Here is a 25,659-nt window from a genome sequence, read left to right as displayed (position 1 = left end):
GGGTGGGTCGGGTTCAGGAGCGGAACAACCGCGAATACTGGGTTTCGTGCCGCGCGGACAAGATGCCGAGCTGCGGCGCGAACGTGTTGATGGCATCGGGCGGCGTCGCGAGCGCGCGGTGCACGGCCGCGTCGATCGCGCCGCGCAGCGCGACGATGATGCGCTGGCCCGCGAGCTGGCCGAGCGGCACGGCCTTCAGCGCGGCCGACGTCTGGTTCTCGACCCAGCCGAATGCGTACGCGGCGAGCGTCGCGTCGGCGCCGGCGTCGTGCGCGGCGGCGGCGTAGGCGAACGCGGTCGGCAGTGCGACCGGCGACAGTGACGCGAGCGTCGCGCGGCGCGCGGCATCGCCCCATTCGAGCGACGCGCAGAGTTGCGCGAGCGACCAGCCCATCTGTTCGGTTTCGCGGCGCAACTCCGCCGATTCGCGGCTCGCGACGAACCACGCGTTCTCGCGCGCGAGCGCGTCGGCGTCGTGCGCCTGCCAGCGCGCGAGCTGGTGCGCGAGGAACGGCAACTCGCCGTGCGCGAGCACGTCGGTCAGCCCGCTCGCGATCCAGTCGCGCGCGGTGTCGGCGTCGCGAATCAGGTTCGCGTCGAGCGCGGCTTCGAGTCCCTGCGAATAGCTGAACGCGCCAATCGGCAGCGCGGGCGACGCGAGATGCAGCAGCGCGACGAGTTCAGTGGTGGTCATGACCGTGATGGCCGTGCGAGCAGCCCGGACCATGCTGATGATCGTGATCGTGCGAGTGGCCGTGGTGTTCGCCGAATACCTGCTGTGCGAGCGCGTAATCCTCGGCGAACGTGGCATCGTGCCCGTGCTTGTGGCCACCGCCGTACGCGCCGGCTTCCGGCTGGAACGGTGCGCTCGCTTCCTCGACCTGCGTGCCGAGCCGGCGCAGCATGTCCGCGAGCACCGGATCGGCTTCGAGCTTCAGGTAGCCGTCGCCGATCTCGACCGGCGTGTGACGGTTGCCGAGATGATATGCGGCACGCATCAGCGTGAGCGGCTCGGCCGCACGCACGAGCAGCACGGTCTCGGCCGCCGCGGCGATGCGCACGAGCGCCCCGTCGTCGGCGACGAGCACGTCGCCGTCGCGCAGCACGGTGCCGCGCGGCAGCAGGACCGCGACGTCCTCGCCGGTGTCGAGCGTCGCCGCGAGGCGGCTCTTGCAGCGGGCGTCATAGGCGAGCGTGAGCGTCGGCGCGCGCGCGACGAGCGACGCGGCGAGCTTCACGTTCGGGGCAATGCGTTTGTCGAGGGTGCGCATGGAACGGAAAACCGGAAATCAGAACAGGAAATAGCGCTGCGCCATCGGCAGCACCGTCGCCGGCTCGCAGGTGAGCAACTGGCCGTCGGCGATCACGTCGTAGGTTTCGGGGTCGACGCTGATCGACGGGCGCCATGCGTTGTGGATCATGTCGGCCTTCGTCACGTTGCGGCAGTTGCGCACGGGCACGATCCGCTTCGCGAGCCCGTAGCGTTCGGCGATGCCCGCATCGGCGGCCATCTGCGACACGAAGGTCAGCGACGTGCGCGCGAGTGCACCGCCGCGCGTGGCGAACATCTCGCGGTAGTGGACGGGCTGCGGCGTCGGGATCGACGCGTTCGGGTCGCCCATCTGCGCCATGGCGATCATCCCGCCCTTCAGGATCATCGACGGCTTGATCCCGAAGAATGCCGGTTCCCACAGCACGAGGTCGGCCCACTTGCCGGGTTCGATCGAACCGACTTCATGTGCAATGCCGTGCGTGATCGCCGGGTTGATCGTGTACTTCGCGACGTAGCGCTTCGCGCGGAAGTTGTCGTTGCGCGCGCCGTCCTCCGGCAGCGCGCCGCGCTGCACCTTCATCTTGTGCGCGGTCTGCCAGGTGCGGATGATCACTTCGCCGACGCGGCCCATCGCCTGCGAGTCGGACGACAGCATCGACAGCGCGCCGAGATCGTGCAGGATGTCCTCGGCCGCGATCGTCTCGCGGCGGATCCGCGATTCCGCGAACGCGAGATCCTCGGCGATCGACGGATCGAGGTGGTGGCACACCATCAGCATGTCGAGGTGCTCGTCGAGCGTGTTGATTGTGTAAGGGCGCGTCGGGTTGGTCGACGACGGCAGCACGTTCATCTCGCCGCACACCTTCAGGATGTCCGGCGCATGGCCGCCGCCCGCGCCTTCGGTGTGGTACGTGTGAATCGTGCGGCCCTTGAACGCGGCGACCGTCGATTCGACGAAGCCGCCTTCGTTCAGCGTGTCGGTGTGGATCGCGACCTGCGTGTCGGTGTCGTCGGCGACCGACAGGCAGTTGTCGATCGCGGCGGGCGTCGTGCCCCAGTCTTCATGCAGCTTCAGGCCGATCGCGCCGGCGGCGATCTGTTCGACGAGCGGCTGCGGCAGGCTCGCGTTGCCCTTGCCGAGGAAGCCGAGGTTGATCGGCCAGCCGTCCGCCGCCTGCAGCATCCGCTCCATGTGCCACGGCCCCGGCGTGCAGGTCGTCGCGTTGGTGCCGGTGGCCGGCCCCGTGCCGCCGCCGAGCATCGTCGTGACGCCCGACGCGAGCGCTTCGTCGATCTGCTGCGGGCTGATGAAGTGGATGTGCGTGTCGATGCCGCCCGCCGTGACGATCAATCCTTCGCCGGCGATTACTTCGGTCGCCGCACCGATCGCGATCGTCACGCCGGGCTGGATGTCCGGGTTGCCGGCCTTGCCGATCGCGGCGATGCGGCCGTGCTTGATCGCGATGTCGGCCTTCACGATGCCCCAGTGATCGAGGATCACCGCGTTCGTGATGATCGTGTCGGGCACGTCGGCGGCGACGCGCTGCGATTGGCCCATCCCGTCGCGGATCACCTTCCCGCCGCCGAATTTCACCTCCTCGCCGTAGGTCGTGAAGTCGCGTTCGATCTCGATCAGCAGTTCGGTATCGGCGAGCCGCACGCGGTCGCCCGTCGTCGGCCCGAACATTTCCGCGTATGCGCGGCGGCTCAAGCGTAGTGTCATGTGCTGTTCCTGAAGAGCGGGGCGCGGCTTACAGCGGCCCCATCACCTTGCCCTGAAAACCGTAGACGGCGCGTTCGCCGGCCAGCTCGACGAGCTCGACGGTGCGTGTCTGGCCCGGCTCGAAGCGCACGGCCGTGCCGGCCGCGATGTTGAGCCGAAAGCCGCGCGCGGCCGCGCGATCGAACGACAGCGCGTCGTTGACTTCGAAGAAGTGGTAATGCGAGCCGACCTGCACCGGGCGGTCGCCGGTGTTGGCGACGACGAGCGAGCGCGTCGCGCGGCCCGCGTTCAGTTCGTGTTCGCCGTCGTCGGTGAGGATTTCGCCGGGGATCATGCGTGCTACCTCGGTCACGGAATCGGGTGGTGGACGGTGACGAGCTTGGTGCCGTCCGGGAAGGTCGCCTCGACCTGGATGTCGGGGATCATTTCCGGCACGCCTTCCATCACGTCGTCGCGCGTGAGCAGCGTCGTGCCGTAGTGCATCACCTCGGCGACGGTCTTGCCGTCGCGCGCGGCTTCCATCAGCGCGGCGGTGATGAACGCGACCGCTTCCGGATAGTTGAGCTTCAGTCCGCGCGCGCGGCGGCGCTCGGCGAGCAGCGCCGCCGTGAAGATCAGCAGCTTGTCCTTTTCTCGGGGAGTCAGTTTCATGAAGGCAATCGTTCAGGAAAACGTAATTTTTATCGGCACGCGGGATATCGGCGGAGGTGCGGTTCATCGTAGCACCGCGCCGTTTTTAGTGCGTCGTGTATCGGTTATGTAAGGAGCAAGGCGCGTGCCATGTCGGAAGAATGCGCGCCGATGCGCGATCGTGGTGCGCGGTGCATGGATCGTGGGCAGGATGGGCGGCGGCGCTGCGCCGAAACGGTGCGTGCCGTGCCGCGCGCGCTCAGGTTTGCCAGAGGCGCAGCGGTCGCGCGTCGACGCCGTGCACGAGCGGCCGCAGGTCGAGCCAGCAGTCGGTGAAGTGACGCTGCAGCGCTTCCATCGACGTCGATACCGCGCGCACCAGCAGGACGCCCGGCGTCACGCAGGTCGCGCCCGCGCGCAGCGTGTCGTCGAACGGCATCCGTGCGGCGAGCGCCTCGGCGAGCGCGGCATCGCACGCGGCGCCGGCCGCCCACAGCGTGCCGTACACGGGAAAGCCGGCGAGGCCCTGCAGCGCGCCGCGCAGCGGATCATGTGCGTCGAGCAGCGCGCGCTCGGTCCACAGCGGCCGGCCGTCGGCATCGACGAGCGCCGAACCCGACGCGATGCGGCCCGCCGACCACGTTTCGCCGGCCGCCTGCCGGCCGAGCTGCGTCGCGTCCCAGCCGATCGCGCTCGCGCCCGCGCCGAGCGTCACCGTGAAGTCGAGCGCGGCGTGGGCCGCGTCGAAGAACAGGTTGTTCTGCGGCAGCCAGTCGAGCTTCGCGTGCTCGCCGACCGTGATGCCGATGCGCTGCGTCGCGTCGAGGCCGTTCGACTTGTACCACTTGGTCGCGCCGGGCGTCGTCAGCACCGCATGCGTGCCGTCGCCGAGCGCGATGTCGATGTCGAGCCGGTCGCCGCCCGCGACGCCGCCCGGCGGGTGGACGATGACCGCGTGGCAGATCGCGTCGCCTTCCGGATACAGCGGCCGCTGCACGCGCAGCGGGCCGTCGTGCAGCCGATGGACGAGCGTCGTGCGCGCGCCGTGCCGTTCGAAGCCGAGTTCGAGGCGGCCGCGCCACGACTTGGCGACGGCGGGACGGGACAGCGGAGCGTGGGAATCGAGAGCGGACATCGGCGGGAAGCAGGGGACGGGCGCGGTGATCGAGGATGCTACCGCAACAATATACGCTTCGGCGCTCGCGTTGCGGGATGACGCAACGTCGTTCGCGGGTCATATCGTTTCGCCGGCGTGTGCCCGACGTGCGCTGTTCGGCGAGGCACCGGATCGATGCCCCGAATCGATAACCGGAAGCGACACCACCCCGGGGCCGTCTTCTACACCGCGATCAGCTCGCGCACGCCGTGCGTCTCCATCTCCCGCGCCTCGCCGCCCGCAATGACCTCGCCGCGGCTCATCACCCAGTAATGGTCTGCGATCGAACGCGCGAAGTCGTAGTACTGCTCGACGAGCAGCACGGTCATCCTCGATTCGTCGACGAGCTGGCGCAGCGTGCGGCCGATGTCCTGGATGATCGACGGCTGGATGCCCTCGGTCGGCTCGTCGAGGATCAGCAACTGCGGCTCGCTCATCAGTGCGCGGCCGATCGCGAGCTGCTGCTGCTGACCGCCCGACAGGTCGCCGCCGCGTCGTGCGCGCATGTCCTTCAGCACCGGGAACAGGTCGTAGATGCGGTCGGGCACTTTCGATGGCGCCTTGCAGCTTGCCGCGCCGACGAGCAGGTTCTCCTCGACGGTGAGGCGCGGAAAGATGTCGCGGCCCTGCGGCACGTAGGCGAGCCCGGCCGCGACGCGCGCATACGGCGGCAGTGCGCCGAGCGCCGTGCCGCGCCACGACACGCTGCCGCTCTTCGCGGCGACGACACCCATCAGGCAGCGCAGCAGCGTGCTTTTGCCGACGCCGTTGCGGCCCAGCAGCACGGTGAGCTTGCCGTCGTCGGCGGCCAGCGTCACGTTGCGCAGGATATGGCTGCCGCCGTAGTACTGGTTCAGTGCATCGATCTTCAGCATTGCATCATCGTCCGAGGTAAGACTCGATCACCGCGTCGTCGCGCTTGACCTGGTCGAGCGTGCCTTGCGCGAGCACCGCGCCTTCGGCCATCACCGTCACGCGGCCCGTGTCGCCCGCGAGCGCCGCGACGAACTCCATGTCGTGCTCGACGACCATCATTGAGCAGGTGCCGCGCAGCGTGTTCAGCAGCTTCGCGAGTTCCATCGTCTCGTGGTCGGTCATCCCGGCCGCCGGTTCGTCGAGCAGCAAGAGGGCAGGGCGCTGCATCAGCAGCATGCCGATCTCGAGCCGCTGCTTCTGCCCGTGCGACAACTCGCCGGCCGCGCGATACGCGTCGCTTTCGAGGCCGATCAGCGCGAGCGTCTCTTCGATCTTCGCCTGCGCGGCGCGGTCGAGCCGCGCGCGCAGCGATGCGAGCCAGCCCTTGTCGGTCTGCATCGCGAGTTCGAGGTTTTCCCACACCGGATGCTGTTCGAACACGGTCGGCTTCTGGAACTTGCGGCCGATCCCCGCACGCGCGATCTCGGGTTCGTTCATCCGCGCGAGGTCGATGGTCTGGCCGAGGAACACCTTGCCTGCATCGGGGCGCGTCTTGCCGGTGATCACGTCCATCATCGTCGTCTTGCCCGCGCCGTTCGGGCCGATCACGCAGCGCAGCTCGCCCGCGTCGATCGCGAGCGACAGCTTGTTCAGCGCGCGAAAGCCGTCGAAGCTCACCTCGATGTCCTCGAGGTAGAGGATCGTGCCGTGCGACGTGTCGATGCCGGGCGGCACGACGCGACCCATCGAGGCGGTGCCGCTGACCGCCAGCAGCTCGTCCTCGGGCGGTGGCGTGAACTGGTAGAGGGCCGTGCCGTTCATCCGCGTTTCCCCTTTGCGAGCAGCGTGTCGACGAGGCCCATGATCCCGCGCGGCAGCAAGAGCGGCACCAGCACGAAGATCAGGCCGAGAAAGAACAGCCAGTATTCGGCGAAGTACGCGGTAAAGAGGCTCTTCGCGCCGTTTACCGCGAACGCGCCGACGATCGGCCCGATCAGCGTGCCGCGCCCGCCCACCGCGACCCAGATCGCCATTTCGATCGAGTTGCCGGGCGACATCTCGCCGGGATTGATGATGCCGACCTGCGGCACGTACAACGCGCCCGCGATCCCGCACAGCACGGCTGATAGCGTCCACACGAACAGCTTGTACGCGAGCGGGCTGTAGCCGAGGAACATCAGCCGCGTCTCGCCGTCGCGCACCGCCGTGACCACGCGCCCGAGCTTGCTGGTGACGATCGCGCGCGCGACGATGAACGCGAGCACGAGCGTCGCGAAGGTCAGCAGCAACAGCACCGTGCGCGTGCCGGGCGACGTGATCGGAAACCCGGCGATGCGCTTGAAGTCGGTGAAGCCGTTGTTGCCGCCGAAGCCCGTCTCGTTGCGAAAGAACAGCAGCATTGCGGCGAACGTCAGCGCCTGCGTGATGATCGACAGGTACACGCCCTTCACGCGCGAGCGGAACGTGAAGAAGCCGAACACCCATGCGAGCACGGCCGGCACGAGGACGACGAGCAGTAGCGCCCACGCGAGATGCTGTGTGCCGCTCCAGTACCAGGGCAGCTGATGCCAGTCGAGGAACACCATGAAGTCGGGCAGGTCGCTGCCGTATTTGCCGTCGCGGCCGATCTCGCGCATCAGGTACATGCCGATCGCATAGCCACCGAGCGCGAAGAACAGCCCGTGGCCGAGGCTCAGGATTCCGCAGTAGCCCCACACGAGATCGAGCGCGAGCGCGGCGATCGCGTAGCACATCAGCTTGCCGGCAAGCGTCATCGCATACGCGGACAGATGGAACGCGCTCGACTCGGGCGCGACCAGCGCGGCGAGCGGCACGCCGATGCCGATCGCGATGCACAGCGCGACGAGCGCGAGCCATGCACGGCGCGACAGCAGCGCGGGGCGGGGCGGCAGGCCGAGCGCGAAATTTCCCTCCGCACGCGCGGCGGCAGCGGGCTTCGGCGCGTCGGCGATCGGGTTCGACAACGAATCGGTGAATGAAGTCATGTCAGGCCTCCGCGCTGCGTCCCTTCGGGGCGAACATGCCCTGCGGACGTTTCTGGATGAACAGCACGATCATCACGAGCACCGCGATCTTCGCGAGCACGGCGCCCCAGAACGGCTCGATCGCCTTGCTGACGAGGCCGAGCCCGAAGCCGCCGAGCACCGTGCCGGCGATCTGGCCGACGCCGCCGAGCACGACCGCCATGAACGAATCGATGATGTAGTTCTGCCCGAGGTCCGGGCCCACGTTGCCGATCTGCGACAGCGCGCAGCCGCCGAGGCCCGCGATGCCTGCGCCGAACGCGAACGCATACGCGTCGACGCGCGCGGTCTTCACGCCGACGCACGCGGCCATCCGGCGGTTCTGCGTGACCGCGCGCACGAACAGGCCGAGCCGCGTCTTCGTCAGCACGGCCCACGCGACGAATACGACCGCGAGCGCGAACGCGAGGATCGCGAGCCGGTTGTACGGCAGGATCAGGTTCTGCATCACCGTCACGCCGCCGCTCATCCACGACGGGTTCACGACCTGCACGTTCTGCGCGCCGAACAGCATGCGCGTCGCCTGGATCAGGATCAGGCTCACGCCGAAGGTCGCGAGCAGCGTCTCGAGCGGGCGGCCGTACAGGTGCCGCAGCACGAGCCGCTCGAGCACGATGCCGATCAGCGCGGCCGCCGCGAACGAGACGGGTACCGCGACGAGCGGATACCAGTCGAACGCGGCCGGCGCATAGCGCTGGATCAGCGTCTGCACGACATAGGTTGCGTACGCACCGATCATCAGGAATTCACCGTGTGCCATGTTGATCACGCCGATCAACCCGTACGTGATCGCGAGGCCGAGCGCCGCGAGCAGCAGCACGCTGCCGAGCGACAGGCCCGCGAACACGGTGCCGACGATCTCGCCGCGGCGCTGCAGCGCGTGCAATGCGTCGAGCCCTTGCTGCGCGGCTTCGCGCACGCGCGCGTCGGGTTCGGTGTAGCTGCCGTCGGCGTTCTTCGCGACGAGCGGGCGCAACTGTTCGATCATGTCGAGATCGCGGCGCGCGGCCACCACCTGCACGGCTTCGAGTCGTTTCGCCGGATCGGCATCGTGCAGCGCGGCGATGGCCCAGAGTGCGTCGAGGCGGCGCTTCAACGACGGATCGGTTTCCTTCGCGCGTGCGCGATCGATCATCGGCTTGAGTGCCGGGTCGGGCGACTTCAGCAGCGCGTCGATCGCGTCGCGGCGCGCGGCGACGTCGGGCGATGCGAGTGCGAGGCCCGACAGCGCGCCGGCGATCTTCGTGCGCAGGAGGTTGTTCAGCATCACGGGCTGCGCGTCGCCGGCCGGTGTCGCGGCCTGGGTGAGCGCGTCATGTGCGGTGTCGCCGGTCTGGATCAGCAGGCGGCCGTCGCCGGTCGCGAGCGCGTCGCCGGTAGACAACGCATTGAGCAATGCGACGGCGCGCGGATCGGCATCGGCGGCAAGATGGTCGATTGCAGCCGTTTTCGCGTCGAAGTCGTCGCCGGCGAGCGCGGCGGTATCGGCGGCCGTCAGGGCGAACGCGGCGCGCGGCAGCGCGCACGCCAGCGCGGCACAGGCGACGACCGCGACGGCGGCGCGGCGAAAGCGTGTAGGCATCGGGAAATCCTGTCGGGCGTGGGAAAGCGAATACGTGCGGCGGTGCGCGGGCGGGTGCGGTTCGTTACGGTGCGTACCCGCATTCGCGCACCTGCCTGCGAGCGGAGAGCCACGCCGGTGCGCAGCGCCCCGCATCGCCTCGCATCAGGCCAGCACCGCGCGCTGCCGGCGCAGGAACGCCGGAATCGAGCTGACGATGTCCGGCTTGCCCTGGTTGCCCGCGATGAACGGGCTCCACGGTTGCGCACGCACCGCGGTCTTCGTCTTCCACACGACGTTGAATTGCCCGTCGCCGCGGATCTCGCCGATCATCACCGGCTTGTGCAGGTGATGGTTGCCGTCCATCGCGAGCGTGAAGCCCGACGGTGCGGCAACCGTCTGGCCGATCATCGCGACGCGCACCTTGTCGACGTCGGTGCTCTTCGCCTTCTCGACGGCCTGCTTCCACATGTGGATGCCCACGTAGGTCGCCTCCATCGGATCGTTGGTCACGCGCTTCGCGCCGCCCGGCAGGTTGTTTGCCTTCACCCACGCGGCGAACTGGTCCTTGAACTTCGTGTTGGTCGGGTTCTTCACCGACATGAAGTAGTTCCACGCGGCAAGATGGCCGACCAGCGGCTTCGTGTCGATCCCGCGCAGCTCTTCCTCGCCCACCGAGAACGCAACCACCGGCACGTCGGTCGCCTTGATCCCCTGGTTGCCGAGCTCCTTGTAGAACGGCACGTTCGAATCGCCGTTGATCGTCGAGATCACGGTCGTCTTGCCGCCCTGCGAGAAGTTCTTGATGTTCGCGACGATGGTCTGGTAATCGCTGTGGCCGAACGGCGTGTAGACCTCCTGAATGTCTGCGTCCTTCACGCCCTTCGATTTCAGGAACGCGCGCAGGATCTTGTTGGTCGTGCGCGGATACACATAGTCGGTGCCGAGCAGGAAGAAGCGCTTCGCACCGCCGCCTTCCGCGCTCATCAGGTACTCGACGGCGGGGATCGCCTGCTGGTTCGGCGCGGCGCCTGTGTAGAACACGTTGCGCGACATCTCCTCGCCTTCGTACTGCACCGGGTAGTAGAGCAGGCCGTTCAGTTCCTCGAACACCGGCAGCACCGACTTGCGCGACACCGATGTCCAGCAGCCGAACACGCACGCGACCTTGTCCTGCGTGAGCAGCTGGCGGGCCTTCTCCGCGAACAGCGGCCAGTTCGATGCGGGATCGACGACCACCGGCTCGAGCTTGCGGCCCATCACGCCGCCGTTCTTGTTGATGTCGGCGATCGTCATCAGCGCTGTGTCCTTCAGCGACGTTTCGGAGATCGCCATCGTGCCCGACAGCGAATGCAGGATGCCGACCTTGATCGGGCCCGTGCCCGCATCGGCCGCTTGCGCGAACGGGCTCTTGCCCGCGAGCGCGAGTGCACCGGCCATCGAACCGAACTTCAACAGACTGCGACGTTTCATCGGGATCCCCTTGTCGTGTTGGATAGCCGTGCGCCGTGACGGCGCCGGCATCGGAGTAACGCAAGGCATGTGCCAGTCGCATGGATGCACGCCGGGCGTGCCCCGGCGGGGTGGCGCGGGGCGCTGGCACGGTGCGCATGACGCGTCGTGCAGCATGCGCGATCCGTTGCGGTGCGCACGCACGGGCGTAAATGGTGCACGACGGGTGATCGTGTCGGCGCGTGCACGACGTGTCATCCCGTGCGACGGGGAAGGGCGGGAAACCAAGGCAGAAACGGAGGCAGAGACGCAAACGGGCGCGCCATGCACGCCCGTTCGGCGGATTGGAGCGATCGGCTGCAACTCGCCGGTCGCCGTGGCGGCGCGCGATGCGCCGCCGGCAAGGTCAGTAACGCGGCACGGACGGATCGACGTCACGCGACCACGCGTCGATCCCACCCTGCAGGTTGTACAGCTTCGTGAAGCCGCGCGATTCGAGGAACATCGCGACCTGCGCGCTGCGCATCCCGTGATGGCACACGCAGACGATTTCCGCTTCGTCGTCGAGCTCCTCGCTGCGCGCGGGGATCTGCTGCATCGGGATCGACACGCTGCCGGCGATCTGCGCGGTGGAAATTTCCCACGGCTCGCGCACGTCGAGCACGACCGGCGCGGGGCGCGCCGGATCGCGCAGCCATTCCGCGAGCATCGCGGGCGTCAGGATCTGCATGGGGCCGCCGCTCAGAACTTGAAACGCGACGGTTCGATCGCGTTGACGAGGTGATTGACGTAGGTTTCGAACACGTCGGCGACACGGTACTGCTTGTCGTCGATGCGCGTGATGATCTGCGCCTTCATCACCGGACGGCCGCCGACGAACGCCGACAGGCGGCCGCCGATCTTCAGCTGTTCAAGCATCTGCTGCGGCACGACCGGCAGGCCGCCCGCGACGCAGATCACGTCGTACGGCGCCTTGTCCGGCCAGCCGAGCGAGCCGTCGCCGAGCACGACTTCCGCGTTCGTCACGCCGTCGTTGCGCAGGTTGTCGGCCGCGAACTTCGCGATGACCGGATCGATGTCGACGGCCGTCACGTGCTGCGCCCGATGCGCGAACAGCGCGGCCAGGTAGCCCGAACCCGCGCCGATCACGAGCACGTTCTCGTGCTTCTTGACCGCCAGTTCCTGCAGCACGCGCGCTTCGACGCGCGGGAACAGCATCTTGCTGCTGCCGCCGGGCAGCGGCAGCTCGAGGTCGGCGAACGCGAGATCGCGATGTTCGGGCGACACGTAGTTTTCACGCTTGACGATCGACAGCAGGCCCAGGACGTCCAGATCCAGCACGTCCCACGGCCGGATCTGTTGTTCGATCATGTTGAAACGCGCGTTTTCGATATTCATGGTGTGGTCACGCAGCCAGGTCGGCCATCAGCGGGGATAGAGAAACTTCGTGATTGTACCAAACGAGGCGCCGGCAAAGCCTTCAGACGGCCTGCAACAGACCTTTACCCCTTGCTCTTCTTGATCTGTGCCTCGAACGCGAGGTCGAGCTTGCTCGCCTTGCGCGGCTTTTTGGGGCCGAATGCGTCGACGAACTTGACGAATTCGTCGAGCGGCAGCGGCTCGCTGCGTTTCTCGGCGGTGCCGCCGGAGCGGTCGACCAGGTAGAACAGTCCGCCCGCCATCGCGACGGCCGCGAACTGCGGGTTGCCGGAACGGGTCTTCAGGCGTTCGACCGCATTGGTTGCTTTGGTGGTGCGCATCGTGCGGATTCTTGCAGGGGCGTTGAGTCCGCTACTTTATCAAACCGGCCGCCCGCACGCGCCGCGCGGCGTCAGACGGTGCGCGAGTAGCGTTGCCTCGGCATCTGGCCGAGGTACGCGTCGAAGGCCATCGCGATGTTGCGCACGACCATCCGGCCGGCCGGGTGGATCGTCAGGCGATCGCTTGCCACGGTCAGCAGGCCGTCCTGCTCGAACCCGCGCAGCGCGTCGAGCTCGCGCGCGAAGTGGTCGACGAAGCGGATCCCGTGCGCCGCCTCGATATGCGAGAACGGGAGTTCGAGGTTGCACATCAGCTGCGTGATCACGTCGCGGCGCAGCCGGTCGTCCGGCGTGAGCCGCACGCCGCGCGCGATCGGCAGCCGGCCCGCGTCGAGCGCCGCGCCATAGGCCGGCAGGTCCTTCGCGTTCTGCGCGTAGACGTCGCCGACCTTGCCGATCGACGACACGCCGAAGCCGATCAGGTCCGTGTCCGCGCGCGTGCTGTAGCCCTGGAAATTGCGCTGCAGCGTGCCGTTGCGCTGCGCGCGCACGAGTTCGTCGGACGGCCGCGCGAAGTGATCCATCCCGATGTACACGTAGCCGGCCGACGTCAGCATGTCGATCGCGAGGCCGAGCAGCGCGATGCGCGTTTCGGGCGACGGCAGCGTCGCGTCGTCGATCTGCCGCTGCATCTTGAACAGGTGCGGCATGTGCGCGTAGCCGAATACCGACAGGCGGTCCGGCGCGAGTTCGATGATCGTCTCGAGCGTGCGCGCGAACACGGCGACCGTCTGGTGCGGCAGCCCGTAGATCAGGTCGACGCTGACCGAATGGAAGCCCGTCGTGCGTGCGGCCGACAGCAGGTCGGCCGTCATCGCGAGCGGCTGGATCCGGTTGATTGCCTGCTGCACGACCGGATCGAAATCCTGCACACCGAGGCTCAGCCGGTTGAAGCCGATGTTGCGCAGGTGGACGAGCGTCGCGGGCGTGACCGTGCGCGGATCGATCTCGATCGAGAACTCGGCGTCGGCGTCCGGCGCGAGCGCGAAGTGTTCGCGGGTGGCCACCATCAGCTCGGCCGTTTCGTCGTCGGACAGGAAGGTCGGCGTGCCGCCGCCCCAGTGGAGCTGCGTGACCGGGCGCGCGGGATCGAACAGCGCGGCCTGCAGCGCCAGCTCGCGCTTCAATTGCTCGAGATACGGGCGCGCGCGGCGGCGGTTGTTGGTCGCGATCTTGTTGCAGCCGCAATAGAAGCAGGCCGTGTTGCAGAACGGGATGTGGAAGTACAGCGACAGGTCGCTCGACGACGCGCCGGGATCGCCCGCGGCGCGCACGTAGTCGGCCGGGTCGAAATCGTCGCGGAATTGCAGCGCGGTGGGGTAGGACGTATAGCGCGGCCCGTTCGCGCCGTACTTCGCGAGCAAATCGGGACGGAACACTGTGTCGGCAGAACCGGAACTCATGATGGTCTCGCGCTTTTTAGATGCTTTCGAGTATATAAACGCGCGTTTCGGCTGCATTGTGTAATAACGTCGCAGCCGGCGGTGGCACAATGCGCAGTGGGCTGCCGCACGCTGCGTCCGGTTGCCGCACCGTTTTTTGTTGTTCGTGAGAGAGCCGAGTGTCCGTCGAAATGCCTGTCCGTCCGGCGCCCGCCGATGTCCCGCCGCCGCATGCGTGCCGCGAGGGGTGCGGCGCATGCTGCATCGCGCCGTCGATTTCCTCGCCGATTCCAGGAATGCCTGACGGCAAGCCGGCCGGCGTGCGCTGCGTGCAGCTCGGCGACGACCTGCGCTGCCGGATCTTCGGCCGGCCGGAGCGTCCCGCGTGCTGTTCCGGACTGCAGCCGTCCGCCGAGATGTGCGGCGCGTCGCGCGACGACGCGCTCGCGTGGCTGACGCGACTCGAGGTCGCGACGCAGCCGGCACCCGGCGCTGGCGCGGGCCGCTGAAGTGCCGCCGTGCGCCGCGGGTCCATGGAACCGGCGGCGTGCGCCGAAACACTAACTTCGGTCCACGGCTTCACACGGGGGGGAGCCGATAGCCAGACTGCCGCTTCGCCCGATACAGGAGATTGTTCAGCATGACCGCATCTTGCACGCCCGGCCGGCGCCGCTTCCTCGCCGCCTGCGCCGGCGCCATCGGCGTGTCGGTATCGCTCGCCGCCTGCGCGTCGACGTTCCCGTTCATCCCCGATCACTACACGTTCTCGCGCGGCGACGTGCAGAAAGCCGTCGCGCGCAAGTTTCCGTACGAGAAGACGGTCGCGCAGGTCGTCGATGTGTCCCTTGCGAATCCGGCCGTCAACCTGCTGCCCGACCAGAACCGCGTCGCCGTGCAGCTCGACGCGCATTTCGCGAGTCCGTTCCTGCGCGAACCGGTGAGTGGCAAGTTCACCGTGTCGGGTCAGTTGGCTTACGACGCGCCGAGCCGCTCGGTCGTGCTGAAGGCGCCGGCCGTCGACAGCCTCGTGCTCGACGGCAACGCGCAGATGTACGCGCAACAGGTCGGCGCGGCCGCCGGCCTGCTCGCGACGCAGGTGCTGACCAACTATCCGATCTACACGTTCAAGCCCGAACAACTGCAATTTGCCGGCGTGAACTACGAACCCGGTACAATTACGATTCTTACAAACGGCATACGCGTGGCGATCGTCGAGAAGTGACGGCGCACCGCGCGCGGCCGGGGCGGGCCGCGGCGGTGACGCGGCCCTTTCTTTCGACTACTTCGGAGTTGGGCCACGGATGGACTGGATCCTGATCTGCAAGGCATTGATCCTCGGCGTCGTCGAGGGGCTGACGGAATTCCTCCCGGTGTCGAGCACCGGCCACCTGATCGTCGCGGGCAGCTTCCTGAATTTCAACGATGCGCACGCGAAGACCTTCGACGTCGTGATCCAGTTCGGCGCGATCCTCGCGGTCTGCTGGGAATACCGGCACCGGATCGTGTCCATCGTGTCCGGGCTGCCGAGCCGGCCCGACGCGCAGCGCTTCACGCTGAACGTCGTGATCGCGACGATTCCCGCGATCGCGCTCGGCCTGCTGTTCGAGAAGAAGATCAAGGCCGTGCTGTTCTCGCCGGTGCCGGTCGCATTCGCGCTCGTCGTCGGCGGCGCGATCATCCTGTGGGCCGAGGCGCGGCAACGCGAACGCGGCGCGCCGCCGCGCGTGCAGTCGGTCGACGCGCTCACGCCGCTCGACGCGCTGAAGGTCGGCATCGCGCAATGTTTCGCGCTGGTGCCGGGCATGTCGCGCTCAGGCTCGACGATCATCGGCGGGATGCTGTTCGGCCTCGACCGGCGCGTCGCGACCGAATTCTCGTTCTTCCTCGCGATTCCGATCATCTTCGGCGCGACGCTCTATGAAACCGTCAAGGACTGGCAGGCGTTCACGGTCGATTCGCTCGGCCTGTTCGCGCTCGGGCTGGTTGCCGCGTTTATCAGCGCGTTCGTGTGCGTGCGCTGGCTGCTGCGCTTCGTCGCGACGCATGACTTCACCGTGTTCGCGTGGTACCGGATCGCGTTCGGCCTGTTCGTGCTGCTGGTGGGTTACAGCGGGTGGCTGAATTGGGCGTGATGCAGGTGCGGGGGCGAGGGTGAGGGCGCTTCCAATGTAAAACGGCCCGATCGGCAGAGTCGCCGGTCGGGCCGTTTTTTTCATGGCGCGGCGCGCGGTGTGCGATGCGCCGTCGCGGTGGGGATTCAGCCTGCTCGCTTGCGGAACACCAGGTCCCATACGCCGTGGCCGAGCCGCAGCCCGCGCCGTTCGAACTTCGTGACGGGGCGGTAGTCGGGGCGGGGCGCGTAGTCGGCGGCCGTGTTCTCGAGCGACGGTTCGGCGCCGAGCACTTCCAGCATCTGTTCCGCGTAGTTCTGCCAGTCAGTCGCGCAATGCAGGTACGCGCCCGGCTTCAAGCGCGACGCGAGGTGAGCGACGAGCGGCGGCCGGATCAGCCGGCGCTTGTGGTGGCGCGCCTTGTGCCACGGATCCGGGAAGAAGATGTGCACGCCGTCGAGGCTTTCCGGCGCGAGCATGTGCTCGAGCACTTCGACCGCGTCGTGCTGGATGATGCGGATGTTCGGCAGGTCCTGCTCGCCGATCAGCTTCAGCAGCGCGCCGACGCCCGGCTCGTGCACCTCGACGCCGAGGAAGTCGTCGCCCGGGCGGTGCGCGGCGATTTCCGCGGTCGACGCGCCCATCCCGAAGCCGATCTCCAGGATGCGCGGCGCGCGGCGGCCGAACACGGCGTCCCAGTCGGGGATTTCAGCGGCGTACGGGACGACGAAGCGCGGGCCGAGATCGTCGAGCGCGCGGCGCTGGCCGGTCGACACGCGGCCGGCGCGCGTCACGAAGCTGCGGATGCGGCGGCGGTGCAGCGGATTGACTTCGTCGGCGCCGTCGGCAGCTTCGTCGGGAAGGGCGGCGTCGTCCGGCGGCAGGCCGGCTTCGTTCGGATCGTCGTGCATCATCGGTGACAGAGAAAGGCTCGGTTCGGGCGCGGGCCCGTTACGCGCAGCGGTGCGCCGGATGAACGGGCACATGGTACAAAAAAGCCGCCTTCGACGAGGCGGCTCTTGCGCTGGCTGCCGTGCAGCCGAAGGTGGAGCGGGCGATGGGAATCGAACCCACGTCATCAGCTTGGGAAGCTGAGGTAATGGCCATTATACGACGCCCGCAGAACGCGTAATTCTACAGGGTTTAGCCGAGACGTTGCAAGCGAGGCGTTTTGGCCGCCGATCTCGAAGCCGGTGTGGCTCGGGGGCGGCGCGATGGCATCGCCAGGAATGGTCGTCAAGGCCCGGCCAGAAGCGGTCCGTCAACGCAAGGCAGAACGCAACGAACGCGTGCCGCACCTGCGTGCGAGCCGGTGTCGAAAATAGACGAGTCGGTGTCGGAACCATACAAGCCCCGCCAATGCTTTCGAACTAACGTGACAGACCTCTTACCCGATCGTTAGTCTGGAGCCGACATGTCCGATTTCATCACCGTTCTGCGCGAAACCTGCCCGACCCCGGTCCTCGATGCGACCAAATGGAAGCGCATCGGCGGCGATCCGCACACCGTGAACCTCAACGCATACCTGTCGAAGGACGGCAGCAAGATCATGGGCACCTGGATCTGCACGCCGGGCAAGTTCGAGGTGAACTACGAGAAATGGGAGTACTGCCACTTCCTCGACGGCTATTGCATCATCACGCCGGAAGGCGAGGAAGCCGTGCACCTGAAGGCCGGCGACGTGTTCGTGATCGAACCCGGCATGAAAGGGACGTGGGAAGTGGTGGAGACGGTGCGCAAGTACTTCGTCTTCGCCTGAGCGAGGCTGCAGGCTCGATCCACGCATCCCGTCGTCGTTCGATACGCGCCCGATTCCCGGAGCCGGGAGGGCAAGCGGGGATCGGGCTCAATAAAACTCGTTCCGGTTCGGAAACAGCTCGCCGAGCGTGGTCGCACGCTCGGCCGGCTCCGCCATACCGCCGATCGCGCCGGGCGCCTGACGCTCGCGATAGGCGCTCGGCGACATGCCGTACGCACGCCGAAACTCGCGCCCGAGATGCGACGCATCGGCAAAGCCGCAGGCCGCCGCGATTTCGGAAACGTTCTTGTCCAGATGCATCAGCATCCACGCGGCCGTGCGAATCCGGATCGCCCGGTAGCACGCTGCCGGCCCGCTGCCGGTCGCTTCCCTGAACAGCCGTTCCAGCTGTCGCGCCGAAAGGTCCAGCCGTCGCGCGAGCGCGTCGATCGTAATCGAGTGGCTGATGTGCTGTTCCATCAGCAGGATCGCCCGCTTCACCTTCGGATGCGCGTTGGGCGCGACACCGGGCGGATGCGGCTGCGGCGCGCTGACCGTTTCGCGCCCGTCGACCAGCAGGATCCGCAGCGCCTTGTAGACGATCGACGGCTCGATGTGCCGCACCAGGATCGCGGCTGCGACATCGATCGACGCGCGTCCGCCGGAGCAGGTCACGCGCCGGCCGTCCAGCACGTAGAGACGATCGGAGACCACGAGCTTCGCATCGACGGACGGAAACCGCTCGATGAAGTCCCAGTAGTGAAACCAGCTGATGCAGATCCGGTGCCCGGCCATCACGCCCGCGCGCGCCAGCGCGAATGCGCCGGTGCAGATGCCGACCAGCATCGCGCCCGCCGACGCGGCCGCGCGAATGAATTCCAGTGTGGCTGCGTCGAGTTCCGCGCGGGCATGCAGGAGCCCGCCCACGACGACCACGTAGTCGTATGCCTGATGCGCATTCAACGACTCCCATGCCGGGATCTGAATGCCGCAGCTGGCGCGAACGGGGGAGGTCATGTCACCGAGGATCGTCCACGACAACCTGACCGGCCGGCTGTTGTCTCCCTCGTCGGCCGCGAGCCGCAGCACGTCGATCATCCCCGAGAACGCCGTCAGCGTGAAATTCGGCAACAGGATGAAGCCGAACCGGATACGTGCCGGCGTGTCGGGTTCCGGCGGGCTTGCGACCGGCGCTGCATGACTCATGGCGTCCTCAGGCCGACGACACGCCGCGGCGGCCAAGGCCTGCCTGCACATCGCGGCTGCGCTGGTTCAGCCGCGCGGCGATCAGTACGAACCCGGCGAGCATGCCGGTTGCCGCGACTTCCATCCGGTGTCCGTCGAGGAACAGCATCGTGACGAGCGTCCCGCAGATGAACATGATGACGGCCCACGTGAGCCACGGGAACATCCACATCCGCAGCGTCAGCGCCGAACCGTTGACGTCGAGCATGCGGCGCATCCGCAACTGCGACACCGCGATCACCAGATACACGAGCAGCGCGATCGCACCGGACGTCGCGATCAGTACGTTGAACACCTGCTCCGGCACCACGTAGTTCGCGATCACGGTCAGGAAGCCGAACGCGGTCGATGCGAGCACGGCGGCACGCGGCGTGCCGGTCGAATCGGTGCGTTGCAGGAACGCCGGCGCGTCCTTGCGCTTCGCGAGCGAGAACATCATCCGCGACGCCGTATACAACGCCGAGTTCAGGCAGCTCGCGACCGACACGAGCACGATCACGTCGATGATCGCCTTCGCATGCGGTACGCCGAGCAGTTCCATCACGCGCTGGTACGAGCCGTGCACCGGCAGCAGCGGATCGTTCCACGGCACGATCGCGGTGACGAACAGGATCGAGCCGAGATAGAACAGCGAGATGCGCCAGATCACGGAATTGGTCGCGCGCACGATCTGCCGCTCCGGATTCTCGGATTCGGCCGCGGCGATCGTCACGATCTCGGTGCCGACGAACGAGAACATCGTCATCAGCATGCCGGCGAACACCGCGCCGATCCCGTTCGGCATGAACCCGCCGTGCGTGACCAGGTTCGAGAAGCCCAACGCGTGGCCGCCCGGCAGCAGCCCGAACACGGCCGCGCCGCCGATCGCGATGAACAGGGCGATCGCGACGACCTTGATCAGCGCGAACCAGAATTCGAATTCGCCGTAGTTCTTGACGGAGAAGAGGTTGGTCATCGTCAGCAGCAGTGTCACGCCGAGTGCGAAGATCCACGTCGCGATGTTCGGGAACCACGCGTTGAGGATGGTGGCTGCAGCCGTCGCCTCGATCGGGATCACGAGCACCCAGAACCACCAGTACAGCCAGCCGATCGTGAAGCCGGCCCAATGGCCGATCGCGCGATCGGCGTAGGTCGAGAACGAGCCGCTGTCCGGATGGGCGACGGCCATTTCGCCGAGCATGCGCATCACGAGGACGACGAGCGCGCCCGTCAGCGCATAGGCGATCAGCGCCGCCGGCCCCGCTGCCGCGATCGCGTGGCCGGAGCCGACGAACAAGCCCGCGCCGATCACGCCCGCGATCGACAGCATCGTGACGTGGCGTTGCTTCAGGCCTGTCGCCAGGCCCGTATGACTACCATTCATGTCGTCCTCCAATCCGTGTTTTTGATGTCTTGCCTGCTGTCCGTTGAACTGCGCGTTGCAGGAAGGCGATACGGCTTTGCCTTGTCCGGCGACATGTATCTTCTCGGCACAAAACCACGCGATCTAGAAAATATCCGACCGCGACCCATAACAAATGCGACGCGATGTTGACCAGTAGCGACACGTTTCGCTGGCGATGCCGATCGGCGAGGCGGTCGCGAGCCTGCAGGACATCGCGCAAGGGCCTATGATGCGGCGATCCGCCAGTCGCGCCGGCCACCGCGCGTGCATGGCCCGCGAACGCTGAACGTTTTCCCGGAATCCCGACCATGCGCATCACCGACATCCGCGAGCAAGCGATCCCGGTTTCCCGCTATGCCGATCCGGCGATTCCGTCCGGCGGCCTGACGACGAGCGTTGTCGCGATCGTCACCGATGTCGTGCGAGATGGCCGGCCGGTCACGGGTTACGGCTACGCATCGGTCGGCCGTCATGCGCAGGGCGGGCTGATTCGCGAACGGTTCGCGCCGCGTCTGCTGGCCGTCGCGGACGCCATCGCCGACGACGCCGGCACGAACCTCGATCCGTTTCGCGCATGGCGCGCGATGATGGCAGGCGAGAAGCCCGGCGGTCACGGCGAACGCTGTGTCGCGGTCGGCGCGCTCGACATGGCGATCTGGGATGCCGCCGCGAAGATCGCGGGCCTGCCGCTCCATCGCTTCGTCGCGGACCGGCTCGCGCGCCACGCAGTGCCCCGCGTGCGGGTCTACGCGGGCGGCGGCTACCGCTATCCGTACGACGATCTCGCACGCCTGTCGGACGAGATGCGCCGCATCGCCGATCTCGGCTACACGCACGCGAAGATCAAGATCGGTGGCCCGGATATCGACCAGGACAAGCGACGCATCGAAGCCGCCGCAGCCTGTCTTGCCGACAGCTCGCATCTCGCGGTCGACGCGATGAACGCGTACGACGCGACGAGCGGCTGCGCTGCCGCCGCGATGCTGGCACCGTTCGCACTCTGGTGGTTCGAGGATCTCTGCGATCCGCTCGACCTGCCGCTACATGCGGACCTGGCTGCGCAATACACGCCGCCGGTCGCGGCCGGCGAGGCGTTGTTCTCGCTCGCGGAAGCCAAGCTGCTCGAACGCTACGGCGGCCTGCGTCCGGACCGCGACGTCCTCGTGTTCGATCCGGTGCATTGCTATGGCTTGCCGGGCTACCTGCAGATCGTCGACCATTTCGTGTCGAACGGCTGGCGTCGCGATGCATTCTGGCCGCATGGCGGTCATCTGTTCTCGCTGCACGTCGTGTCAGCGCTCGGGCTCGGCGGCGCGGAAGTCAGCCCGTTCGCGTTTCATCCGTTCAGCGGGCTGGCGGACGGCGAAACGGTCGATGCCGGCTGCGCGGCGGTGCCGCAGGCGCCGGGCATCGGCTTCGAGCTTCATGCCGATGCGTATCGCGCGTTTCGCTCGGTAGCGGGGCGCTGAACGGCGCCGCCGGCTTCAGCGTGCGTCGATCGCGAACGGCGCGCCCGGCGTCTGCCGTCAGCGTTAGCCGATCACGTGCACGCCGACCAACAGCAACGCGCCGACGACGATCAGCAGTAGCGCGTGAATGCGCGTGACCATCACGCACACGGTCGACGCGACCGCGATCGCCCGCGCGGGCCAGCCGCCGTCGAGCGCCTGCAGCAGCACCCAGACCGACGCGAGGATCATGCCGGCCGCGACCGGGCGCAGGCCGGCTTCGAGCGCGATCTGCCAGCGTGCGCCCTGGTGCCGCCGCCACAGGTGCGCGATGCCGTAGATCAGGAACGCGGTCGGCCCGAACAGCGCGAGCGTCGCGATCACCGCGCCCCAGAAGCCCGCCACCTGCCAGCCGATCAGCGTCGCGAGCAGCGAGCCGGGGCCCGGCGCCATCCGCGCGATCGCGAAGTCGTTCACGAACTGCGTGGCCGTCATCCAGTGATGCACATCGACGACCTGTCGCTGGATGTCGGCGATGATCGCCTGACCGCCGCCGATCGTCGCGATCGACAACGGCGCGAATACGCCGAACAGGGCGGCGTAGCGTGGCGAGGCCGTCATCGTTCGTCGCTCCCGACGGTGGAGGTGGCCGCACGGCGGTATTCGAGCGCGACGCTCAGCGTGCCGCCGATCAGCACGGTCCAGACGAGCGGCCAGTGCAGCACCGCCACCGATACGAACGTGAGTGTCATCACCGCGAACGGCAGCACGCGGCGCGGCAGTCGGCGCACCGCGGTGATCGCCATCGAGATCGACAGCCCGATCGCCGCGGCGGCCGCGCCCGCGAGCGCGACATGCGTGAGCGGAAAGCGCGTCAGCGTCGAGAACGCGACGCCGAACAGCACGATCAGCACGGCAGGCGGCGCGATGATGCCGGTGAAGCCGGCCACCGCGCCGCGCCATCCGGCCAGCCGGTAGCCGATCCAGATTGCGAGGTTCTTCACGTTGACGCCCGGCAGCGCCTGCGACAGCGCAAGGCCGTTGAGGAACACCTCTTCATCGAGCCAGCGCCGCTCGTGCACGAAGACGCGCATCATGCGCCCGCTCAGCCCGCCGCCGAAGCTGGTCAGGCCGATCTGCGCGAACGCGACGAACAGTGCGAGAACGCCGGGTGGCGGGGCAGCACCGTTGGGCGGCGCGGGTGCGATCGGGGTGGCGGGCGAAGACATCGGGTGGACAGGACGCGGCGGGTGGGCACTCGCCCATGGTAGCAAGCGGTGCCTGTCGGCACGCTGACATCCGGCCGGCGAATGGGGCGGTGCCATGCCCCGGTGCTGGCTCCGAAGCCAGCGCGCGGCTAGGCTCGCACGACCGTCACGCCCGCGGCCTCGATCGGTTCGGTCAGCGCGGCATCGGTTTCCCGTTCGACGACGATGGCCTGCGCGAGCGCGAGCTCGCCGATCACGAATTGCGACGGCGCACGCAGTTTGGATTGCGACGCCAGCACGACCGTTTCGCCGGCACGCTCGGCCAACGCGCGCTTGATCGCCGCTTCCTCGAAGTCGCCGGTGCTCAGCCCCGCGACCGGGTGAACGCCGGTCACGCCCATGAAATACAGGTCCGCGTGGATGCGCGCGATGCCTTCCATCGCCGCGGCGCCCACCGCGACGATCGAATGCTTGTACAACCGTCCGCCGATCAGGATCACGTCGATCGACGGATGCGCGGCCAGCGCGACGGCGACGCTCGGGCTGTGCGTGACGATCGTCGCGCGCAGGTCGGGCGGCAACTGGTTGACGAGCAAGGCCGACGTCGTGCCGCCGTCGACGATCGCGACCTGTCCGGGCGCGATCATCTGCGCGGCCCGGCGCGCGATGCGCCGCTTTTCCGCGGTTTCGAGCGTCTCGCGCTGCGCGAACGGCGCGACGGCCGGCGACGCCGGCAGCGCGCCCCCGTGCACGCGCTGCAGCAGGCCTTCGGCCGCCAGCTCGCGCAGGTCGCGACGGATCGTGTCCTCGGACACGCCGAATTGTGCGCTCAGTTCGATGGCCAGCACCTGGCCGTCGCGGGCGAGCGCGTCGAGGATCGCTTTCTTGCGTTGGGTCGTCAGCATCGGGTCTGCACGAAATTTCTTGAAATTGCACGAATATGCACGTTACCATGTGTGCCGTCACTTGTCGAATGGGAGGCCGCCATGGCCGCAACGCGGGACCGCGTCCGCATCGTCGATACGACGGTGCTGTCCGATGACTGGTATGTGCTGAAGAAGGTCACGTTCGATTTCCTGCGCCGCGACGGCACGTGGCAGCGCCTGAGCCGCGAAACCTACGACCGCGGCAACGGCGCGACCATCCTGCTGCGCAACGCGGCGACGGGCGACGTGCTGCTCACGCGGCAGTTCCGGATGCCGGCGTTCGTCAACGGACACGACGGGATGCTGCTCGAAGCCGCCGCTGCCCTGCTCGACGACGCGACGCCCGACGCACGCATCCGCGCCGAGGCCGAAGAGGAAACCGGCTATCGCGTGCGCGGCGTGCGCAAGGTGTTCGAGGCGTTCATGAGCCCGGGCTCGGTGACGGAGAAGCTGCACTTCTTCGTCGGCGAATACGATGCGTCGCTGCGCACGGGCGACGGCGGCGGCATCGCGGAGGAGGGCGAGGATCTCGAGGTCGTCGAGATGCCGCTGCACGCGGCGCTGGATGCCGTCGAGCGCGGCGAGATCGTCGACGCGAAGACGATCATGCTGCTGCAGTACGTCGCGCTGCGGGAACCCGCGGGCGCGTGCACCGTGGCTGGGTGATGTCGCGGCGCGGCGCACGAACGGGCGTATGATCGCGCGACGCCACTCGCGCACCGTTCGACGCTACCGTTGCCCCATCATGCCGCTTTCCGACTCGCCCGATTCCGGCGCCGCTGACGCGCCACTGCCTGCTGATCTGGTCGCGTCCGCCGTCGAGGCGCTCGCGCGCGCCGATGCGCTGCTCGTGACGGCCGGCGCGGGCATCGGCGTCGATTCGGGGCTGCCCGATTTCCGCGGCACGGCCGGCTTCTGGCGTGCGTATCCGGCGCTGCGCCACGAGCGTTTCGAATTCCACGAGATTGCGTCGCCGCAGGCGTTCCGCGCGCATCCGCAGCTTGCGTGGGGCTTCTACGGGCACCGCCTTGAACTCTACCGGCAGACGGTGCCGCACGCGGGCTTCGCGATCCTGCGGCGCTGGATGGACGCGATGCCGAACGGCGGCTTCGTGCTGACGAGCAATGTCGACGGTCAGTTCCAGACGGCCGGTTTCGATCCGGCGCGTGTCGCCGAGATCCACGGTTCGATTCATTCGATGCAGTGCCTGCGACCGTGCTCGGACGACACGTGGGACGCCGCGCCGTTCACACCCGACGTCGACGCGGCCGCGTGCCGGCTGGTCGGCGAGTTGCCGCGCTGCCCGCGTTGCGGCGGCCTCGCGCGACCGAACATCCTGATGTTCGGCGACAACGGCTGGCTCGGCGAACGCTACGACGCGCAGGAGCGGGCGCTGCAGGACTGGATCGCGCAGGCAGGATGGGTGACCGTCGTCGAGATCGGCGCGGGTACCGCGATTCCGACCGTGCGTCTGCTGAGCGAACGGCTCGGCGCCGACGTGATCCGCATCAACGCACGCGAAGCCCATGCGCGCCGCGCGGACGTGATCGGGCTGAAGGGCGGCGCGCTCGCGACGCTCGTCGCGCTCGACCGTGCATGGCACGGCGGTTGAACGCCGCACCCCGGGACGACCGGCGTTCGC

The 25,659-nt window shown here is 67.8% G+C and carries 28 protein-coding genes and 1 tRNA gene; 7 read left to right on the top strand and 22 right to left on the bottom strand.

Annotated features, from left to right (window positions below; genetic code table 11):
• Window positions 1-13: 13 nt before the first annotated feature.
• The 15 genes from DIE23_RS17875 to hemN all read right to left on the bottom strand — a co-directional run bounded on the left by DIE23_RS17875 (window position 14) and on the right by hemN (window position 13,978).
• A complete protein-coding gene (locus DIE23_RS17875; RefSeq protein WP_124613345.1) occupies window positions 14-694 on the bottom strand; it encodes an urease accessory protein UreF in 681 nt (226 codons plus the stop codon).
• Window positions 681-1,271, bottom strand: a complete 591-nt coding sequence (gene ureE / locus DIE23_RS17870; RefSeq protein WP_124613344.1) for an urease accessory protein UreE — start codon at window positions 1,269-1,271, stop codon at window positions 681-683. Before ureE ends, DIE23_RS17875 begins: the two co-directional genes overlap by 14 nt.
• A gap of 18 nt (window positions 1,272-1,289) precedes the next feature.
• On the bottom strand, window positions 1,290-2,996 hold the full coding sequence (gene ureC, locus DIE23_RS17865; RefSeq protein WP_124613343.1) for an urease subunit alpha: 1,707 nt from the start codon (window positions 2,994-2,996) through the stop codon (window positions 1,290-1,292).
• 28 nt (window positions 2,997-3,024) lie between these two features.
• Window positions 3,025-3,330: an urease subunit beta gene (locus tag DIE23_RS17860; RefSeq protein ID WP_059455900.1), complete on the bottom strand. Its 306-nt coding sequence runs from the start codon at window positions 3,328-3,330 to the stop codon at window positions 3,025-3,027.
• 14 nt (window positions 3,331-3,344) lie between these two features.
• A complete protein-coding gene (gene ureA, locus DIE23_RS17855) occupies window positions 3,345-3,647 on the bottom strand; it encodes an urease subunit gamma (protein ID WP_006048588.1) in 303 nt (100 codons plus the stop codon).
• 238 nt (window positions 3,648-3,885) lie between these two features.
• Window positions 3,886-4,761, bottom strand: coding sequence for an urease accessory protein UreD (locus DIE23_RS17850; RefSeq protein WP_124613342.1), 876 nt, complete (start codon window positions 4,759-4,761; stop codon window positions 3,886-3,888).
• 203 nt (window positions 4,762-4,964) lie between these two features.
• Window positions 4,965-5,657 carry an urea ABC transporter ATP-binding subunit UrtE gene (gene urtE / locus DIE23_RS17845; protein ID WP_124613341.1) on the bottom strand — a complete coding sequence of 231 codons (693 nt, stop codon included), beginning with the start codon at window positions 5,655-5,657 and terminating at the stop codon, window positions 4,965-4,967.
• Between the two features lie 4 nt (window positions 5,658-5,661).
• Complete coding sequence (urtD, locus tag DIE23_RS17840; RefSeq protein ID WP_124613340.1) at window positions 5,662-6,519, bottom strand: urea ABC transporter ATP-binding protein UrtD; 858 nt, start codon at window positions 6,517-6,519, stop codon at window positions 5,662-5,664.
• On the bottom strand, window positions 6,516-7,703 hold the full coding sequence (gene urtC, locus DIE23_RS17835; RefSeq protein ID WP_124613339.1) for an urea ABC transporter permease subunit UrtC: 1,188 nt from the start codon (window positions 7,701-7,703) through the stop codon (window positions 6,516-6,518). The genes urtD and urtC overlap by 4 nt, the downstream gene beginning before the upstream one ends.
• A 1-nt stretch (window position 7,704) precedes the next feature.
• The gene (gene urtB, locus DIE23_RS17830) at window positions 7,705-9,324 is read right to left on the bottom strand and encodes an urea ABC transporter permease subunit UrtB (RefSeq protein WP_124613338.1); all 1,620 of its coding nucleotides are present in this window, start codon (window positions 9,322-9,324) and stop codon (window positions 7,705-7,707) included.
• A 144-nt stretch (window positions 9,325-9,468) separates the two neighbouring features.
• Entirely contained in the window at window positions 9,469-10,776 is a 1,308-nt protein-coding gene (gene urtA / locus DIE23_RS17825; protein WP_124613337.1) for an urea ABC transporter substrate-binding protein, read from the bottom strand.
• A 385-nt stretch (window positions 10,777-11,161) separates the two neighbouring features.
• Entirely contained in the window at window positions 11,162-11,485 is a 324-nt protein-coding gene (locus DIE23_RS17820) for a rhodanese-like domain-containing protein (RefSeq protein WP_006758748.1), read from the bottom strand.
• An 11-nt stretch (window positions 11,486-11,496) separates the two neighbouring features.
• Window positions 11,497-12,153 carry a protein-L-isoaspartate O-methyltransferase gene (locus DIE23_RS17815; RefSeq protein WP_124613336.1) on the bottom strand — a complete coding sequence of 219 codons (657 nt, stop codon included), beginning with the start codon at window positions 12,151-12,153 and terminating at the stop codon, window positions 11,497-11,499.
• Between the two features lie 104 nt (window positions 12,154-12,257).
• A complete protein-coding gene (locus tag DIE23_RS17810) occupies window positions 12,258-12,515 on the bottom strand; it encodes a hypothetical protein (protein ID WP_124613335.1) in 258 nt (85 codons plus the stop codon).
• A gap of 71 nt (window positions 12,516-12,586) precedes the next feature.
• Complete coding sequence (gene hemN, locus DIE23_RS17805; protein WP_124613334.1) at window positions 12,587-13,978, bottom strand: oxygen-independent coproporphyrinogen III oxidase; 1,392 nt, start codon at window positions 13,976-13,978, stop codon at window positions 12,587-12,589.
• Between the two features lie 170 nt (window positions 13,979-14,148).
• Between hemN and DIE23_RS17800 the strand changes: the two genes are divergently transcribed.
• The 3 genes from DIE23_RS17800 (at window position 14,149) to DIE23_RS17790 (ending at window position 16,089) form a co-directional block, all read left to right on the top strand.
• The gene (locus DIE23_RS17800; protein WP_124613333.1) at window positions 14,149-14,466 is read left to right on the top strand and encodes a YkgJ family cysteine cluster protein; all 318 of its coding nucleotides are present in this window, start codon (window positions 14,149-14,151) and stop codon (window positions 14,464-14,466) included.
• Between the two features lie 131 nt (window positions 14,467-14,597).
• The gene (locus tag DIE23_RS17795; protein WP_124613332.1) at window positions 14,598-15,179 is read left to right on the top strand and encodes a DUF1439 domain-containing protein; all 582 of its coding nucleotides are present in this window, start codon (window positions 14,598-14,600) and stop codon (window positions 15,177-15,179) included.
• A gap of 79 nt (window positions 15,180-15,258) precedes the next feature.
• The gene (locus DIE23_RS17790; protein ID WP_124613331.1) at window positions 15,259-16,089 is read left to right on the top strand and encodes an undecaprenyl-diphosphate phosphatase; all 831 of its coding nucleotides are present in this window, start codon (window positions 15,259-15,261) and stop codon (window positions 16,087-16,089) included.
• 125 nt (window positions 16,090-16,214) lie between these two features.
• Here the strand turns inward: DIE23_RS17790 and trmB are convergent, their stop codons facing one another.
• Together trmB and DIE23_RS17780 are read right to left on the bottom strand one after the other, a co-directional pair.
• Complete coding sequence (gene trmB, locus DIE23_RS17785; RefSeq protein WP_124613330.1) at window positions 16,215-16,982, bottom strand: tRNA (guanosine(46)-N7)-methyltransferase TrmB; 768 nt, start codon at window positions 16,980-16,982, stop codon at window positions 16,215-16,217.
• 132 nt (window positions 16,983-17,114) lie between these two features.
• A tRNA-Gly gene (locus tag DIE23_RS17780) sits at window positions 17,115-17,189 on the bottom strand.
• 293 nt (window positions 17,190-17,482) lie between these two features.
• Here DIE23_RS17780 and DIE23_RS17775 point away from each other — a divergent pair.
• On the top strand, window positions 17,483-17,827 hold the full coding sequence (locus DIE23_RS17775) for a cupin domain-containing protein (RefSeq protein ID WP_006752094.1): 345 nt from the start codon (window positions 17,483-17,485) through the stop codon (window positions 17,825-17,827).
• A gap of 87 nt (window positions 17,828-17,914) precedes the next feature.
• On the opposite strand, the gene DIE23_RS17770 is transcribed toward DIE23_RS17775, so the two are convergent.
• Window positions 17,915-19,012: a GlxA family transcriptional regulator gene (locus DIE23_RS17770; RefSeq protein WP_260436102.1), complete on the bottom strand. Its 1,098-nt coding sequence runs from the start codon at window positions 19,010-19,012 to the stop codon at window positions 17,915-17,917.
• A gap of 7 nt (window positions 19,013-19,019) precedes the next feature.
• On the bottom strand, window positions 19,020-20,414 hold the full coding sequence (gene gabP / locus DIE23_RS17765; RefSeq protein WP_124613329.1) for a GABA permease: 1,395 nt from the start codon (window positions 20,412-20,414) through the stop codon (window positions 19,020-19,022).
• Between the two features lie 329 nt (window positions 20,415-20,743).
• Here gabP and DIE23_RS17760 point away from each other — a divergent pair, with 329 nt between their 5' ends.
• Window positions 20,744-21,904, top strand: a complete 1,161-nt coding sequence (locus tag DIE23_RS17760) for an enolase C-terminal domain-like protein (RefSeq protein WP_124613328.1) — start codon at window positions 20,744-20,746, stop codon at window positions 21,902-21,904.
• Between the two features lie 63 nt (window positions 21,905-21,967).
• On the opposite strand, the gene DIE23_RS17755 is transcribed toward DIE23_RS17760, so the two are convergent.
• From DIE23_RS17755 to DIE23_RS17745, 3 genes are all read right to left on the bottom strand, one after another.
• Window positions 21,968-22,504, bottom strand: a complete 537-nt coding sequence (locus DIE23_RS17755; RefSeq protein WP_124613327.1) for a chromate transporter — start codon at window positions 22,502-22,504, stop codon at window positions 21,968-21,970.
• Window positions 22,501-23,112, bottom strand: coding sequence for a chromate transporter (locus DIE23_RS17750; RefSeq protein ID WP_124613326.1), 612 nt, complete (start codon window positions 23,110-23,112; stop codon window positions 22,501-22,503). Before DIE23_RS17750 ends, DIE23_RS17755 begins: the two co-directional genes overlap by 4 nt.
• Window positions 23,113-23,240: 128 nt before the next feature.
• Complete coding sequence (locus DIE23_RS17745) at window positions 23,241-23,996, bottom strand: DeoR/GlpR family DNA-binding transcription regulator (protein ID WP_124613325.1); 756 nt, start codon at window positions 23,994-23,996, stop codon at window positions 23,241-23,243.
• Window positions 23,997-24,077: 81 nt separating this feature from the next.
• Here DIE23_RS17745 and DIE23_RS17740 point away from each other — a divergent pair, with 81 nt between their 5' ends.
• Entirely contained in the window at window positions 24,078-24,683 is a 606-nt protein-coding gene (locus DIE23_RS17740) for an NUDIX domain-containing protein (RefSeq protein ID WP_124613324.1), read from the top strand.
• Between the two features lie 79 nt (window positions 24,684-24,762).
• Window positions 24,763-25,629, top strand: a complete 867-nt coding sequence (locus tag DIE23_RS17735) for a Sir2 family NAD-dependent protein deacetylase (protein ID WP_124613323.1) — start codon at window positions 24,763-24,765, stop codon at window positions 25,627-25,629.
• Window positions 25,630-25,659: the final 30 nt, after the last annotated feature.

This window comes from Burkholderia sp. Bp9143, from assembly GCF_003853645.1.
Taxonomy (GTDB): domain Bacteria; phylum Pseudomonadota; class Gammaproteobacteria; order Burkholderiales; family Burkholderiaceae; genus Burkholderia.
Note: the sequence above shows the minus strand (reverse complement) of the source record. Positions and strands in the feature narration are given on the sequence as shown.

Excerpts from the sequence above, each read along its gene's own strand:
- DIE23_RS17740 (WP_124613324.1), top strand. The coding sequence starts at position 24,078 with ATGGCCGCAACGCGGGACCGCGTCCGCATCGTCGATACGACGGTGCTG.
- DIE23_RS17755 (WP_124613327.1), bottom strand. The coding sequence starts at position 22,504 with ATGACGGCCTCGCCACGCTACGCCGCCCTGTTCGGCGTATTCGCGCCG.
- DIE23_RS17745 (WP_124613325.1), bottom strand. The coding sequence starts at position 23,996 with ATGCTGACGACCCAACGCAAGAAAGCGATCCTCGACGCGCTCGCCCGC.
- gabP (WP_124613329.1), bottom strand. The coding sequence starts at position 20,414 with ATGAATGGTAGTCATACGGGCCTGGCGACAGGCCTGAAGCAACGCCAC.
- DIE23_RS17790 (WP_124613331.1), top strand. The coding sequence starts at position 15,259 with ATGGACTGGATCCTGATCTGCAAGGCATTGATCCTCGGCGTCGTCGAG.
- DIE23_RS17760 (WP_124613328.1), top strand. The coding sequence starts at position 20,744 with ATGCGCATCACCGACATCCGCGAGCAAGCGATCCCGGTTTCCCGCTAT.
- hemN (WP_124613334.1), bottom strand. The coding sequence starts at position 13,978 with ATGAGTTCCGGTTCTGCCGACACAGTGTTCCGTCCCGATTTGCTCGCG.
- trmB (WP_124613330.1), bottom strand. The coding sequence starts at position 16,982 with ATGATGCACGACGATCCGAACGAAGCCGGCCTGCCGCCGGACGACGCC.
- ureE (WP_124613344.1), bottom strand. The coding sequence starts at position 1,271 with ATGCGCACCCTCGACAAACGCATTGCCCCGAACGTGAAGCTCGCCGCG.
- urtE (WP_124613341.1), bottom strand. The coding sequence starts at position 5,657 with ATGCTGAAGATCGATGCACTGAACCAGTACTACGGCGGCAGCCATATC.
- DIE23_RS17860 (WP_059455900.1), bottom strand. The coding sequence starts at position 3,330 with ATGATCCCCGGCGAAATCCTCACCGACGACGGCGAACACGAACTGAAC.
- ureA (WP_006048588.1), bottom strand. The coding sequence starts at position 3,647 with ATGAAACTGACTCCCCGAGAAAAGGACAAGCTGCTGATCTTCACGGCG.
- DIE23_RS17850 (WP_124613342.1), bottom strand. The coding sequence starts at position 4,761 with ATGTCCGCTCTCGATTCCCACGCTCCGCTGTCCCGTCCCGCCGTCGCC.
- urtB (WP_124613338.1), bottom strand. The coding sequence starts at position 9,324 with ATGCCTACACGCTTTCGCCGCGCCGCCGTCGCGGTCGTCGCCTGTGCC.
- DIE23_RS17795 (WP_124613332.1), top strand. The coding sequence starts at position 14,598 with ATGACCGCATCTTGCACGCCCGGCCGGCGCCGCTTCCTCGCCGCCTGC.
- urtD (WP_124613340.1), bottom strand. The coding sequence starts at position 6,519 with ATGAACGGCACGGCCCTCTACCAGTTCACGCCACCGCCCGAGGACGAG.
- DIE23_RS17815 (WP_124613336.1), bottom strand. The coding sequence starts at position 12,153 with ATGAATATCGAAAACGCGCGTTTCAACATGATCGAACAACAGATCCGG.
- DIE23_RS17875 (WP_124613345.1), bottom strand. The coding sequence starts at position 694 with ATGACCACCACTGAACTCGTCGCGCTGCTGCATCTCGCGTCGCCCGCG.
- DIE23_RS17820 (WP_006758748.1), bottom strand. The coding sequence starts at position 11,485 with ATGCAGATCCTGACGCCCGCGATGCTCGCGGAATGGCTGCGCGATCCG.
- DIE23_RS17810 (WP_124613335.1), bottom strand. The coding sequence starts at position 12,515 with ATGCGCACCACCAAAGCAACCAATGCGGTCGAACGCCTGAAGACCCGT.
- DIE23_RS17770 (WP_260436102.1), bottom strand. The coding sequence starts at position 19,012 with ATGAGTCATGCAGCGCCGGTCGCAAGCCCGCCGGAACCCGACACGCCG.
- urtA (WP_124613337.1), bottom strand. The coding sequence starts at position 10,776 with ATGAAACGTCGCAGTCTGTTGAAGTTCGGTTCGATGGCCGGTGCACTC.
- DIE23_RS17750 (WP_124613326.1), bottom strand. The coding sequence starts at position 23,112 with ATGTCTTCGCCCGCCACCCCGATCGCACCCGCGCCGCCCAACGGTGCT.
- DIE23_RS17800 (WP_124613333.1), top strand. The coding sequence starts at position 14,149 with ATGCCTGTCCGTCCGGCGCCCGCCGATGTCCCGCCGCCGCATGCGTGC.
- DIE23_RS17735 (WP_124613323.1), top strand. The coding sequence starts at position 24,763 with ATGCCGCTTTCCGACTCGCCCGATTCCGGCGCCGCTGACGCGCCACTG.
- ureC (WP_124613343.1), bottom strand. The coding sequence starts at position 2,996 with ATGACACTACGCTTGAGCCGCCGCGCATACGCGGAAATGTTCGGGCCG.
- urtC (WP_124613339.1), bottom strand. The coding sequence starts at position 7,703 with ATGACTTCATTCACCGATTCGTTGTCGAACCCGATCGCCGACGCGCCG.
- DIE23_RS17775 (WP_006752094.1), top strand. The coding sequence starts at position 17,483 with ATGTCCGATTTCATCACCGTTCTGCGCGAAACCTGCCCGACCCCGGTC.